Origin of the sequence: Rhodococcus sp. NKCM2511 (genome assembly GCF_014905595.1) — a bacterium.
Classification (GTDB): domain Bacteria; phylum Actinomycetota; class Actinomycetes; order Mycobacteriales; family Mycobacteriaceae; genus Rhodococcoides; species Rhodococcoides fascians.
This window is the reverse complement of the sequence record NZ_BNHJ02000001.1, coordinates 2367664-2381411: the sequence shown is the minus strand read 5'-3', so window position 1 is coordinate 2381411 and position 13748 is coordinate 2367664. Positions and strand designations below refer to the sequence as shown.

The following is a 13748-nucleotide window of genomic DNA, read 5'->3' as shown; positions in this document are numbered from 1 at the left end:
CTGTCAAGACTAACGTGACCTCGTGGGTGACCCACAGGGCCGAAGCCTTGACGAAGTGCTGCCCGTCACTAGTATGGCAGTACTGATATTCAAGGCACTACGGCGGAGGCTCTACAGCGATGGCAGTGATCAGCGGCAACGACGAGGCAGCCGTCCTACACGGTCCACGTGACCTGCGGATCGAGAAGATCGACCGTATGCAGGTCGGCGACGGCCAGGTCAGGGTGGAGGTGCACGGCGTGAGCCTGTGTGGCTCGGACCTGCACTACTACGCCGACGGCCGCAACGGCTCCAACTCGCTGACGCAGCCCACCGTCTTGGGCCACGAGGGATTCGGGGTCGTCACCGAGGTCGGCGCGGGCGTGTCCCAGGACCGGATCGGCCAGCGGGTGGCCATCGAACCCGCGATTCCGAACGGCACCTCACCGCTGAGCCTGAGCGGTCACTACAACGTCTGCCCCAGCGTCGTCTGCTTCGGATCCCCACCGAACCACGGCCTGCTGCGGCAATCCGTCGTTCTCGCAAACGAATTCGCGCACCCACTCCCGGATTCGATCGGCGACGACGTCGCTGCGCTGATAGAGCCCCTGGCCGTCGCAGCGTGGGCTGCCGCACGGGTCGGGTCGGTGCTGGGCAAGCGCATCGCGATCACCGGTGCCGGGCCCATCGGACTGCTGGTTCTGCAGACGGTCATCGCCCTGGGCGCGTCGGAGACGACCATCACCGACGTCGCACCCGCTCGGCTCGAGGTCGCGGCAGCGCTGGGTGCCACCACGACGTTGCGTTCCGGCGAAGACGCACTGCCGGAAGGCGCTTTCGACATCGCCTTCGACTGCTCGGGACATCCCGGAGCCATTGCCGACGCGGCACGCTCGCTCGGCCCGGCAGGCATTCTGGCGCTCGTCGGCGTGCCCGGACGCGCGTCTGCCGAATTCCCGATCGGGGCAGTGCAACGCTGGGAGCTCGACATCCGCGGGTGCTTCCGTTACGGCCCTTCGGCATTCGCCGACGCGATCGCACTCGCCGGATCGGCGCGAGTGGACCTCGCGGCGCTCGTCACATCGACGTACCCGTTGGCCGAATCCGCCGCAGCGCTCGAGGCCGCGCTCACCGACCCCACCCAGCTCAAGATCGTCATCGACACCACTTCGCAAGGACCGCAATGAAAATCATCGACGCCACCGTCATCGTGACGGCTCCGGGCCGCAACTACGTCACGCTCAAGATCACCACCGACGAGGGCATCGTCGGGTGGGGTGATGCGACGCTGAACGGACGCGAGCTCGCAGTCGAGTCGTACTTGAAGGACCACATTGCGCCACTCCTGATCGGACGCGATCCCCATCGGATCGAAGACATCTGGCAGTACCTGTACAAGGGTGCCTACTGGCGACGTGGGCCGGTGACCATGACGGCCATCGCAGCCGTCGACGTCGCACTGTGGGACATCAAGGGCAAGGCCGCCGATATGCCGGTCTACCAGCTCCTCGGTGGTGCTGCACGAGACGGGATCATGGTCTACGGGCACGCCAGCGGCGGTAGCATCGAAGAGATGCTCGACGACGTCCAAGCGCATCTCGACAAGGGCTACAAAGCAATTCGTGCCCAGTCGGCCATTCCCGGTCTCAAGAAGACCTACGGAATTCCGGTCGACGGCTTCTACGAACCCGCATCCGGCGCTGCACCGCAGGAAGATTCGTGGGATACCGCCCCGTACATGCGGTTCGCACCGCAGATGCTCGGTGCCGTGCGCGAACGTCACGGGTTCGACTTCCATCTCCTGCACGACGTGCATCACCGTCTGAGTCCGATCGAGGCCGGACGCCTGGGTCGCGACCTCGAAGAGATGCGGATGTTCTGGATCGAGGATCCCACTCCAGCCGAGGATCAGAGTGCCTTCGCCACCATTCGCCAACACACGACCACCCCCATCGCCGTCGGCGAGATCTTCAACTCGATCTGGGACTGCCAGGATCTGATCACCAACCGGTGGATCGACTACATCCGAGCGTCGGTCTCACACGCCGGCGGCATCACCCATCTGCGCAGAATCTTCTCGTTGGCGGATCTCTACGGCGTTCGGTCCGGATCTCATGGTGCGGGCGATCTTTCGCCCGTCTCCCTCGCAGCCGCATTGCATGTCGATCTGTCGATCCCGAACTTCGGCGTGCAGGAGTACATGGGTCACGTCGACCCGACCGGCGATGTGTTCCAGACCAGCTACACCTTCACCGACGGTTTCATGCACCCGGGAAACAAGCCGGGCATCGGCGTCGAGGTGAACGAAGAGGCCGCCGCGAAGTACCCGTACAACCCCAAGTATCTGCCCGTCAATCGCCGTCTCGACGGCAGCATGCACGATTGGTGAAGCGCCACATGACCACAACGCAATTCGATGTCGTCCTGCTCGGCGAGCCCCTCGTCGAGGTCTCGACCACCGAGGCCTTCCGACACGGAGCGCACGGGGTGCTCGGGGTGTCGGGAGATGTCGTCAACGCAGGTGCCGCTGCCGCGGCCGCGGGTGCCTCGGTCGCGCTGATCGCGCGGGTATCCGACGACGAGCTCGGCGACGCCGTCTGTCGGCGAATTCGTGAACTCGGTATCGACGACACCTACATTCGGCGAGTTCCCGGACAGCAGGGTGTCTATTTCCTGCACATCGATCCGGAGGGGAATCGCCAGTTCTCCTATGCCCGAGCCGGATCGGTGGGCAGTCAGCTCGATGTGGCAGACCTGCCCGAGGGTGTGATCGAGCAGGCGGGTGCCGTACTGGGCGGCGGAATCGCTGCGGCACTGTCGCCGACGCTCGCCCGCACGATGCTGCACGCGGCGCAGCGCTCGGGCAGATTCGTCTACGACCCCAACTTTCGCCCCAGGTTGACCACGGCCGACGAGGCCCGCGCATTCCTGCAGAGCGTTGCTCCCTGTACCGAGGTGATGGTGCCATCGGCACCGAGTGAGATCGAATTGCTCCTGGGCACAACCGAACCGGAGGCTGCTGCAGCTTTCCTGATGGGCTGGGGTGCACGTTCCGTGGTGGTCACGCGAGGGTCCGAAGGGTCCAGCATCTTCACCGCTGCGGGGACGTCGCACCAGCCGGTGATCCCCGCGCTCGAGGTCATCGATCAGACCGGTGCCGGTGATGTGTTCGCCGGCACCCTGACGGCGCGTCTCGCTCTCGGCGACGATCTTCGCGAGGCGGCGGCCATGGCAGCTGCTGCGGCATCGCTGAGCGTCGGCGGGCGGGGCGGCACTGGTCTCATCGCACCGCTGTCCGAAATACGACGTCACAGAGAACGAGTGACGACATGAGGGCCTCAACAAGGTTGTCCGATGCGACCGCCGAGGTCGTTCGTCCCACGGCCAGCGGAATCGTGCATCTCGGCGTCGGGGCATTCCATCGGGCGCATCAGGCCGCGTTCACCTACGAGGCGGCGCTGCTGACCGGTGAGACCAATTGGGGCATCACCGGTTTCACCCAGCGCAGTAACACCGTGGTGGAACAGCTTGCCCCACAGGACGGGTTGTTCACCCTGGTGCAGAAGGGAACCGAGGAGACGACGGCGACCGTCGTCGGTTCGATGCTCGACGTACGGAACGCAGCCGCGAACCCCGACGCGGTGGTCGAGGCCATCGCCGATCCCGCAACGCACATCGTCACGCTGACGGTGACCGAGAAGGGCTATCGACTCGACCCCGCGTCGGGTCGATTGCGCCTGGACGATCCGGAGATCGCGGCGGATCTGGCCGGCAGGCCGCCGCGCACCGTTGCCGGACAGTTGGTGGCGGGCTTGGCTCGACGCATGGCGGGCGATGCGCCTCTCACGGTGTTGTGTTGCGACAACCTACCGTCGAACGGGCGGATTCTGTCCGAACTCGTCAGTGCTTTCGTCGAGGCACGCGGCATGAACGACGTCCTGGCCGAATGGATCTCGCGTCGAGTCACATTCCCCAGCAGCATGGTCGATCGAATCGTGCCGGCTACCACCGATGAGGACAGGGCGGACAACGAACGAAGAACGGGACTGCGCGACGACGCCCTGGTGGTGTGCGAACCCTTTCGGCAGTGGGTGATCGAGGACGATTTCGCTGGTCCGCGTCCGGCCTGGGAACGGGTGGGCGTGCAGTTCGTGGACGACGTGGAGCCGTGGGAGACCATGAAGTTGCGCGTCCTCAATGCCACCCACTCGGTGTTGGCCTACCTCGGAATTCTGCGTGGACACAACACCATCGCGGAGGCGGTCCAGGATCCGGAGCTCGACGAGATATGCCGGGCCATGGTCCTGCGAGATGTTGCGCCGACGACGGCCGGCGGAATGGACGCTGTCGGGTACGGCAACGAGGTACGCACGAGATTCGCCAACCCAGCGCTGAAACACACCACCCGGCAGGTGGCGATGGACGGATCGCAGAAGCTCGGACCGCGCCTACTCGGAACCGTGCGGGACGCCACAGACGCCGGTGGTTCGACGGACATGCTCGCCCTTGCCGTCGCAGCCTGGTGCGCCTTCGTTCTCGCCGAGACGAAAGCCGGACGTGCACTGGACGATCCGTTGTCGGCGCAATTGGCTCGGGCCGGGTCGGCGTCGGACCTGCTGGCTGTCGAGTCCATCTTCGGGTCCGATCTCGGGCCCACGTCACCGTTCGGCACGCAGGTCGTTGCGTGGACCGACTTCCTACGGACCAACTCGCTCGGCGAGTGGAAACGAGTTCTGGTATGACCTCCGAACACGAAGCATTGCTCGAAAACCTCACTGCCCGAGATGTATTACACGTAAGTCCGGTGATTCCCGTCGTCGTAATCGATCGGGTGGAGGACGCAGTGCCGCTGGCGCGTGCACTCTATGCGGGCGGCATCGGCATCATCGAGATGACGTTGCGGTCCGAGGCCGGGCTCGGTGCCATTGCGGCGATCGCTGCGGACGTGCCGGAAGTGGTCATCGGCGCGGGAACTGTGCTGAACCGCGACGATGCCATGAGATCGGTGGATGCCGGCTCGAGGTTCCTGGTCTCACCCGGATCGTCGAAGGGTCTTCTCGACGCGGTACGCACGCTACCGGTGCCTGTTCTGTCGGGCGTGTCGACTGCGACCGAGGCTATGACCGTTGCCGAGGCCGGATCGACCGAGATGAAGTTCTTCCCGGCCGAGTTCTCGGGTGGCGCAGCGGCACTGGGCGCGCTGGCAGGCCCGTTGCCGCACTTGACGTTCTGCCCCACCGGCGGGATCACTCCGCAGAACGCTGTCGACTACCTGGCATTGCCGAATGTGGTGTGCGTCGGCGGTAGCTGGCTCACGCCGCGCTCATTGGTGCAGGCGGGGGACTGGGCCGCGATAGAGGAACTGGCCCGTTCTGCGAGTGCGCTCGGCACCGCGTAGTTCGGTTCGCGAAGGGTCATTGACGTATTGGTATAACAGTGCTTGTATATCACTGTGGCGAGCGCCACCAACCCTCCTCGATGAGGCACAGGTCTCGCGGAGGCCGCGGCGAACTCGCATCATGAACTCATCGATCATCACCAGCAATGGAGCTTCGGATGTCACAGGACACCAACGAGTCGACGGACGATCGCGGTAACACCGCCGTCCCGACTCGCAGCACTAAAGACCTCACCAAGGCGGCGATGTCCGGTTGGCTGGGTACGGCAATGGAGTTCATGGACTTCCAGCTGTATTCGCTCGCCGCCGCGATCGTTTTCAATCGCATCTTCTTCCCCGACGTGAGCCCGGCGATCGGCTTGATCGCGGCCATGGCCACTTATGGAGTCGGCTACGTGGCCCGCCTGGTCGGTGCCATCTACTTCGGCCGGATGGGCGATCGGATCGGTCGAAAGAAGGTCCTGTTCATCACCATTGCGATGATGGGCGCATCCACCACCCTCATCGGCGCACTGCCGACGTACGACGCGATCGGCATCATGGCACCGATCCTGCTCGTCGCCCTTCGCCTGATCCAGGGGTTCGGTGCCGGAGCCGAAATCGCCGGGGCGACGGTCATGTTGGTCGAATACGCACCGGACAAGCGTCGAGGCCTCATCGCATCGCTGGTCTCTCTGGGAACCAACTCCGGAACCCTTGCGGCCTCGGCTATCTGGGCCCTTCTGCTCGCTGTCCTGTCCGAGGATCAGTTGCTCAGCTGGGGCTGGCGAGTGCCGTTCCTCGCGAGCTTCTTCCTGATGATCTTCGCGGTGTGGTTGCGCTCGAACCTGAAGGAGAGCCCGGTCTTCGAGGAGCGTGCCGACGTGGTCGACGGTGTGGCTCTCTCGCGCGACGAGATCGAGAAGTCCGACGAGGACGTGAAGGTCAGCGTTCTCGAGTCCGGTCTCAAGCAGAAGAAGGGGCGCGCGTTCTTCATCGCGCTGGGTCTGCGGTTCGGTCAGGCGGGCAACTCCGGACTGATTCAGACGTTCCTGGTCGGTTACATCGCGTCGACGCTGCTGATCGATCGTTCCATCGCCACCAGCGCGATCGTCTACGGCTCGCTCATCGGATTCGCGACCATTCCGATCATCGGCATCCTGGGCGACAAGTTCGGCCGTCGTCCGATGTATATGGTGCTCAGTGCGCTCACCATGATCCTGGCGTTCCCGCTGATGCTGATGGTCACCAGCGGCAACACCGTAGCTCTCGTCGTCGCGATGGTGTTGGCTCTGAACCTCGGTGTCCTCGGCCTGTTCTCGCTCGAAAGCGTGACGATGGCGGAGCTGTTCGGCGCACGTACCCGCTTCACGCAGCTCGCGCTGTCCAAGGAGATCGGCGGCATCCTCGCCACTGCCATCGGACCGCTGCTCGCGGCCAGCCTCACCGCATGGACGGGTAGCTGGTGGCCCATCGCGGCGATGCTCGTGATCTACTCCGCGATCACCCTGGTGTCGGCCTACCTGGCCCCGGAAACCAAGGGGCGCGATCTCGTCAGACTGGCCGACGCAGCCTGAGATGTCCGCAGTGGTGCAGTTGAGCCCACAGCTGCACCACTGCAACACAATTGGATTGAAAAAAATCGAACTACCCTATTGGCACTCTCTGGTGGAGAGTGCTAATTTGGGTTCTGCACAGTGAAGGGCGGCCCGCCACAGGGGCGGACGCTTCGTCGTACAGGAGGTGGTTGCTGTGCTTCGCTTCGATCCGTTCCGTGACCTCGACTCCATTGCTGCCGGCATGCTCGGCGCGACCAGTGGTTCGGACCGTGCGCCCAGATTCATGCCGATGGATCTGTACAAGCTCGACGACCATTACGTACTCAACGCCGACCTACCCGGCGTCGATCCCGGCTCCATCGACGTCGACATCGACCGCGGCACCCTCACTCTGACGGCGCATCGCACTGCTCCGAGTAGCGATGGTGTGCAGTGGCTTTCGTCGGAGCGGTTCGCCGGAACGTACCGTCGGCAACTCTCCCTGGGAGACGGCGTCGACGCGGAGAAGATCTCGGCCTCCTACGACAACGGCGTCCTGACGGTCACCATCCCGCTGGCGGAGCGTGCGAAGCCGCGCAAGATCGAGATCGCCCACGACAACACGCAGAAGACCATCGAGCCGCAGAAGAGCTGAGTGCGCTTCGCGCAGTGGTGCGGCAAAGCGCCGCCCAGGGCACATAACCGCACCACTGCCGCAGGCACTCACACTGCGTTGTGAAATTCGTTTTCGGCGGCCAGCATCCCCTCGAACCACCTGTCGAGCGTCTCGTCGTCCACGGCGTCCATGCGGTCGACTTCATGGGCCAGTGCGTCGACCTGAGCGACGAAGGTCGACCGGGTGTGCATGGCAATCCATTCTTGAAGTGCCGGTTCGCGTTCGGTGGAGAACGTCAGCGCAGTTCGGCACCACGACAAGTACAGAGTCTCGGCAGCGAACATCGCTACCAGAGCGGCACTTCTACCTTCTCGCTGCACGAGTCCGAGGGCATAGTCCGACAGCGCCGAGGAACTCGCGATCAACTCTTCGGTATTGCCGTCGAACGGAAACTTCTCGCGGAGACCGGCGAAGTACGCTCGCTGTTCTCCGACGAGGTTCGACATCGACATCACATGATCCGACGCGTCGTCCAATGACGTCGACTCCGCGACGACCAGCCCCAGAATGCGGACTGCAGTGAGTACGAACGCCTCCTCGATCACCAGGTACCTTCGAAAGTCCTCATCGGAGAGTGATCCGTCCGTCGATTGCACGATGAACCGAACTTGCTGAGCAGCAGCGAGGTTGGGCTGTTGACGCTCGACGAGTTGCTGCGAGCGGGTCACGCGTCGGCAACCCACGTGATCAAGCCGTCGAACAGGTCGGTGTAACCGGGCCATTGTTCGCAGAACTCGGGCGGGGCCCAGTGCGGCGAGCAATCGGAGGTGAAGACCGCAGATCGGCCCGAGCCGTATTCGCCGACCGCGACGAGCGGATCTCCATTGATGGTGGCGGGCACGGTAACGCCCTCCTTCGGCACCACTCGGTTGTAACCGAGCAAGGCGGGCCACTGTGTTCCGCTGGCACCCAGTGCGGCGTGCGTGCTGCCGACGACATCGGGAACCATTCCGCCGGGAGCCTCGACTCGGTCGTCTTCGGCCAGCAGTGTCACCGGCAATACGTCGGCGAGCACAGTCTGCCGATACGCGGCGCGCGCTTGGAAACCGGAGAACGACAGGTACCCGCCGATCATGATCAGTCCTCCTCCGCTGCTCACCCACTCACGCAGTGCGGCAAGCCTGTCGTCGCCGGCCTGGAAACGGTCGAACACGTTGGGCGCGAGCTGAATCGAATTGGATCCGATATCCGACAGCACGATTACGTCGAACTCGGACAGGGCCTCGGCCGTGCCGGGGAATTGTGTGGGAACGAGGTGCGCGGGCATGTGAACCACTTCGTGCCCGCGCGAGGTGAGCGCGTCGCGCAGGGGGCCGACCCCTTCGACGTAGGAGTGGACGGTGAATTCGTCGACGCCTTTGACGTGGGTGGACGAGGTCATCCAGCTTTCGCCGGCGATCAGAACTTTCTTACCCATGGTGGTTCTCTATCCTTTTCCGGCGCTCTCGAAGAGCGACCTGGGGTTGTCCTGCATGAGCGAGGAGACGTGGTGTGCGTCCATTCCGCTGCGGACCAGCCGCGCTGCGAAAGAGACTGGAACGTAGGCCAATCCGTTGCCACCGAACTTGCGGAGCATCGACTTGAGAAACAGATCGTGGCTGAGCAGCAACTGGGATCGATAGCCGCCGCCGACGAGGCCGCAGATCGCGAACGCGGTATCGGCGGGCGACGGCGACTGGCCCTCGCCTGCGAACTCGAAGGGCATGCCGATCATGTCGAACTCGAGGAAGACTCCGCGATCGGCGAGGGCGCACTGATAGTCGGGGTCGTCGCCCGAGGGGTCCATGTGGCAGAGCACCACAGCTGCCGGGTCGACACCCATCTCGTCCACGACGATGTCGAGGACTTGATGCCCTCTGCGTTGCCAGCCCGGGAGATGGACGAACAAGGGGACGTAGGTTTCTCTTTGGGCGATGCAGGCGGCTCTCAGCGCTTTGGCTTCGGCGTCGGTGAACGACGGCGATACGCCGATCTCGCCGATCACCCCCGGCCGAGGCCCGTCGCCGGTGAATTCGGCGACGAGCGTGGCCGCGAGGTTGTCGATACCGAGCGCAGCGACGTCGGGAGGGTGCGTGGGTTCGAGGTACCAGCCCGAGCCCATGACGACGCGTACTCCGGACTCGCGTGAGTAGTGCTCGAGGATCTCGGGTCGCCGCCCGATGCCCGGCGGCGTGAGGTCGACGACCGTGGTACCGCCGTTGTCCGCGAACACTTTCAGGTCGTCGAGTACGGCCGCCGCGTCGTCCACTCGGCAGTTGTCTGCGCTGTGGTACGGGTTGTCGTGCAGCAGCCAGGCGCGGTCCGCCGATACCGGACCGGACAGCAACTGCGCCAGAGCCGGGTCGGCAGCTTCGGAATACGCGGTCGAGGCGTCGTTGTGCAGATGCTCGTGCGGTAGCACCAGTCCCAGTTCGCTGGAGTCGATCGGCCCGGTGACGGTCTGGACGATCATTGCTTACCCGGTGCGCTCTGCAGGTGCTTGAACAGCGAAGCCAGGGAGTGCCCGCGCATGTTGATCCAGATGGCAACGAGCAGAACGACACCGGTGATGATCGGTGTCAGGAACGGGCTCACACCGAGTAGCGTCAGGCCGTTGGCGATGATGCCGGTCAACACTGCACCGATGACGGTGCCGATGACCGTTCCCCGGCCGCCGAACAGGTTGGTGCCTCCCAACACCACTGCGGTGATGACGGTGAGCTCGAAACCATTGGCGGAGTTGGCCGATCCCGAACCGAGTCGTGCAGCGATCAATAGGCCCGCGATGCCCGCGGCGAGCCCGGTGAACACCAAGGTCATCATCAGCACGCGACGGGTGTTGACGCCGGAGCGTCGGACGGATTCGACGTTCGAGCCGATTCCGGTGACGTAGCGGCCGAATCGTGTGCGGTTGAGCGCAACAGCGCCGACGATCACTACGGCCAGAGCAATCCATGCGCTTGCCGAAAAGCCCAGCCACGACGCCGTACCCAGTTTCGCGAAGGCGGAACCGGGAGTGATCGGTACCGAGAAGCCCTCGGTTCGATAGAGCGCGATACCGCGGATGATGGACAGGGTTGCCAGGGTGACGATGAACGGCGGAATGCCCTGGTATGCAGCGAGCCAGCCGTTGACCAGGCCCCATGCTGCGCCCATCAGTGGTGCCGCGACGAATACCACCGACGAGTCGACTCCGGCTTGGATGAGTTCGGCGCTCATCGCGGCGACGAAGGCAACCGTTGCTCCGACCGACAGATCGATCTGACCGGTGGTGATCACGAACGTCATGGCGACGGCGATGATGAGAACCGGTGCGATCTGCGTCGCGAGGTTCGAGATATTGGTGAAGGTCAGGAACGAGGACGTCGTCACCGAGAACACCAGGGCCACTGCGATGGTGACCGCGAGCATGGCCAGGGTCGGTTTGTTGGTCTGCTGCCACAGAGTCGGGCGAGCCGCGAGTTTCTCCACGGTCGGCTGGGCTTTCTTGTCCACGGTGATCATGGGCGGCCTTCCGGCGAGGAGGGTGAACGCTGGGGAACCGGCGTGCGCGTGATCAATCCGACGAGCGACTCGATGTTCAGATCGCCGATCGGAACATCGTCGACGCTCTGCCCCTCGTACATGACGGTGATGCGGTCGCAGACCCGGAACAGGTCCTGTAGGCGGTGCGTCACCAGGATGACTCCGACGCCTTGGGCTGCGACGTCGGTGATGAGCTTGAGGACCGATTCGACCTCTGCCACAGCAAGAGCGGCGGTGGGTTCGTCCAGAATCAACACGTCCGGTCGAAACGAGACCGCGCGTGCGATGGCCACCGTCTGGCGTTGCCCACCGGAGAGTTGCCCGATCTCCTGGTAGGTCGACTTCACCTTCACGTGCAGGTCCGCCAGAATCTTGGCGGAACGTTCGTGCATCCCGTGGCGATCGAGGAACGGCCCCTTGCGTGGCTCGCGGCCGAGGAACAGATTGCTTGCGACGTCCAAGGTGTCGCACAGGGCGAGGTCTTGGTAGACGATGCCGATTTTTTTCTGTTGTGCGTCCAGCGGTGTCGAGAAGCGCACGGGTTCTCCGTTGACGCGCATCTCGCCACCGTCGTGTTGGACGGCACCGGCAAGGATTTTCATGAGCGTCGACTTGCCGGCGCCGTTGTCTCCGACGACGCCGAGTACTTCGCCGCGGGCGAGTCGAAGGTCGACTCCGCGAAGCGATTTCACCGGGCCGTACGATTTGGTGATTCCCGAGAGTTCGATCAGTGGCGCGACCGTCAGGTCTTGTTGTGCCATAGGGCTACTTCTCCAGGTAGTACATGTAGTCGCCGACGTTCTCCGGAGTGACGATCTGGGTCGGTACCGGGATGTCAGCGGGTGCGGTCCGTCCGCAGCCGAGGTCGATGGCGGCATTCATGGCCTCGTAGCCGAACTCGAAGGTGTTCTGCTGCACGACGCCTTTCAGCCACCCTGCGTTGAGAGCGGAGACGGCCTGATCGGACAGATCCCAGCCGACGGCCTGAATTCGGTCCTGGGCGTTCTGGCTGTTCACCGCGGCGACCAATCCGATCAGAGCAGGCTCCCCGGTGGCGTACACGTACTGCATGTCCGGGTTGCCGGTGAGCAGGTTCTCGGCTGCGGTCTGCGCGTTCTCCTGGATGTTGCGGCCGTCGACCACGGTGCCGACGGTCATCCCGGCCGCCGAGACGGTATCGGTGAAGCCCTTCTGACGTTCGAGCTGGATGGTGCTGTTGAGTGCGCCGACGATTCCCACGGTGCCGGTGTTGTTCGCCAACGCAGTGAGGGTGTCGCCGATCTGAACGCCGCCTTCGGCGTTGGCGGTGCCGACCTGCGTGTCCACGGCAGGATCGTCGACGGTCGCGTCGACTGCGACGACCGGAATGCCCGCAGCATCAGCCTTGACGATCGAGGGCTTGATGCCGTCCGTGTCGATGGCGTCGACGATGATCGCGTCCACGCCCGAGGCGATGAGATTGTCGAAAGCGTTGGCCTGGCTGACCGAGTCGTCGTTACCGCTGATGATCTGCAGCTCGACGCCGGTCTGGTCCGCGATCTTCTGGGCAGCATTGTTGATCTGATTGAAGAACAGCGCCTGGAGGTTGATGGTGACGAGACCGACCTTGAGGGCACCGTTCTTACCGTCGCACGAATCGGCGACGCGGCTCGGATCCGGGATGCTCGACGCAGCTGCGTCGGTTCCGCCCGCGGTGTCGCTGCTGGATGCGGAATCGCACGAGGTGAGGGTGAGCGCGAGTGCGGCACCGAGAACGAGGGGGAGTGCGCGTTTGATCATCGGGTCTCCTGAAGGTCGACAGTGGCGAGCGTGGTCGTGAAGTCGGTGAGTTCGGTCGGCGTGGGGCATCCGCGTGGTCCGGCTGTGGCGCAGGCCAGAGCTGCCGAGGCTCCCGCCATTCGGGCTGCGTGGATCGGGAGTTCGCCCGCGTCGATGAAGGCGATGTAGGTACCGCAGAAGCAGTCTCCGGCTCCGACGGCATCTATGACGTCGACCGGTACTGCCGGTTCGGTGATGGTCTCACCCGAGGGTGTGACCAGGGTCCACCCGCGTTCGCCGTCGGTGACGACGAGGTGGGTGTCGTGCTCGGCGGTCAGTATCGGCCACCGTTCGGCTGGAATGCCGAAGCTGTTCTGCCACAGACTGCGTCCGACGATGACGTGGTCGGCAAGGGCGAATGCGTGCAGTGCGGCGTCGAGGTCGTCACAGCCGTCGAGGTCGATGGCGAGGCCGACGTTGTCGGGGAGTGTGGGTGGGAGCATCGATGCGCGGTAGCCGTCGAGGAACACGCGTCCACCGTCGATCGAGAGCTTGTCGAGGACCGTGCGTAGTCTGCCTGCGTCGTTGGCGTCGTCCTGGCTGATGATCGATCGGTCCCCGCCGTCGGCGATGAGAACCACTGCGGTGGAAAGGAATGCGTCGCGCGGTGCCCAGCTGGTGTCGACTCCGTCGCGTTCGAGTGCCGCAAGGAACTCGGAGGATCGGATGTCCGGGCCCACTGCTCCGGCGAACGCGACGCGGGCTCCCATGCGGGCCGCCGACACTGCGGCGTTGGCATTCATGCCGCCGTCGATCGACTCGATCGTCGTGGCCTGCACCCTCTCTCCGAGGATCGGGACATGCGGAACATGGACCGTCACATCGTTGTTGGCGTAGCCGAAGAAAACGATCATCG

At 64.1% G+C, this 13748-nt stretch carries 14 protein-coding genes; 7 read left to right on the top strand and 7 right to left on the bottom strand.

Annotation, left to right across the window (positions count from 1 at the left end):
• The first annotated feature begins 119 nt into the window (after positions 1-119).
• The 7 genes from JLZ96_RS10975 (at position 120) to JLZ96_RS10945 (ending at position 7549) form a co-directional block, all read left to right on the top strand.
• A complete protein-coding gene (locus tag JLZ96_RS10975) occupies positions 120-1166 on the top strand; it encodes a sorbitol dehydrogenase (RefSeq protein WP_032387629.1) in 1047 nt (348 codons plus the stop codon).
• Positions 1163-2368: a D-mannonate dehydratase ManD gene (gene manD / locus JLZ96_RS10970; protein ID WP_032374833.1), complete on the top strand. Its 1206-nt coding sequence runs from the start codon at positions 1163-1165 to the stop codon at positions 2366-2368. Before JLZ96_RS10975 ends, manD begins: the two co-directional genes overlap by 4 nt.
• A gap of 8 nt (positions 2369-2376) precedes the next feature.
• Positions 2377-3312: a sugar kinase gene (locus tag JLZ96_RS10965; protein WP_027495421.1), complete on the top strand. Its 936-nt coding sequence runs from the start codon at positions 2377-2379 to the stop codon at positions 3310-3312.
• Complete coding sequence (locus JLZ96_RS10960) at positions 3309-4721, top strand: mannitol dehydrogenase family protein (RefSeq protein WP_201010102.1); 1413 nt, start codon at positions 3309-3311, stop codon at positions 4719-4721. Before JLZ96_RS10965 ends, JLZ96_RS10960 begins: the two co-directional genes overlap by 4 nt.
• Positions 4718-5377 carry a bifunctional 4-hydroxy-2-oxoglutarate aldolase/2-dehydro-3-deoxy-phosphogluconate aldolase gene (eda, locus tag JLZ96_RS10955; protein WP_032383131.1) on the top strand — a complete coding sequence of 220 codons (660 nt, stop codon included), beginning with the start codon at positions 4718-4720 and terminating at the stop codon, positions 5375-5377. The genes JLZ96_RS10960 and eda overlap by 4 nt, the downstream gene beginning before the upstream one ends.
• A gap of 158 nt (positions 5378-5535) precedes the next feature.
• Positions 5536-6933, top strand: coding sequence for an MFS transporter (locus JLZ96_RS10950; RefSeq protein ID WP_201010099.1), 1398 nt, complete (start codon positions 5536-5538; stop codon positions 6931-6933).
• 175 nt (positions 6934-7108) lie between these two features.
• Entirely contained in the window at positions 7109-7549 is a 441-nt protein-coding gene (locus tag JLZ96_RS10945; RefSeq protein WP_027495425.1) for an Hsp20/alpha crystallin family protein, read from the top strand.
• 68 nt (positions 7550-7617) lie between these two features.
• Here JLZ96_RS10945 and JLZ96_RS10940 read toward each other — a convergent pair whose 3' ends face one another.
• Genes JLZ96_RS10940 through JLZ96_RS10910 form a run of 7 tightly spaced genes read right to left on the bottom strand, consistent with a single transcriptional unit; the run spans position 7618 to position 13746 of the window.
• A complete protein-coding gene (locus JLZ96_RS10940) occupies positions 7618-8238 on the bottom strand; it encodes a TenA family protein (RefSeq protein ID WP_201010097.1) in 621 nt (206 codons plus the stop codon).
• Positions 8235-8987: a glutamine amidotransferase gene (locus tag JLZ96_RS10935; protein WP_201010096.1), complete on the bottom strand. Its 753-nt coding sequence runs from the start codon at positions 8985-8987 to the stop codon at positions 8235-8237. Before JLZ96_RS10935 ends, JLZ96_RS10940 begins: the two co-directional genes overlap by 4 nt.
• A gap of 9 nt (positions 8988-8996) precedes the next feature.
• On the bottom strand, positions 8997-10022 hold the full coding sequence (locus JLZ96_RS10930) for a phosphotriesterase (protein WP_201010095.1): 1026 nt from the start codon (positions 10020-10022) through the stop codon (positions 8997-8999).
• On the bottom strand, positions 10019-11053 hold the full coding sequence (locus JLZ96_RS10925; protein ID WP_201010094.1) for an ABC transporter permease: 1035 nt from the start codon (positions 11051-11053) through the stop codon (positions 10019-10021). Before JLZ96_RS10925 ends, JLZ96_RS10930 begins: the two co-directional genes overlap by 4 nt.
• Positions 11050-11835, bottom strand: coding sequence for an ATP-binding cassette domain-containing protein (locus JLZ96_RS10920; protein ID WP_032392130.1), 786 nt, complete (start codon positions 11833-11835; stop codon positions 11050-11052). Before JLZ96_RS10920 ends, JLZ96_RS10925 begins: the two co-directional genes overlap by 4 nt.
• Before the next feature lie 4 nt (positions 11836-11839).
• Positions 11840-12853, bottom strand: coding sequence for a substrate-binding domain-containing protein (locus tag JLZ96_RS10915; protein WP_032400448.1), 1014 nt, complete (start codon positions 12851-12853; stop codon positions 11840-11842).
• A complete protein-coding gene (locus JLZ96_RS10910) occupies positions 12850-13746 on the bottom strand; it encodes a carbohydrate kinase family protein (protein WP_201010093.1) in 897 nt (298 codons plus the stop codon). Before JLZ96_RS10910 ends, JLZ96_RS10915 begins: the two co-directional genes overlap by 4 nt.
• Between the last annotated feature and the right edge of the window lie 2 nt (positions 13747-13748).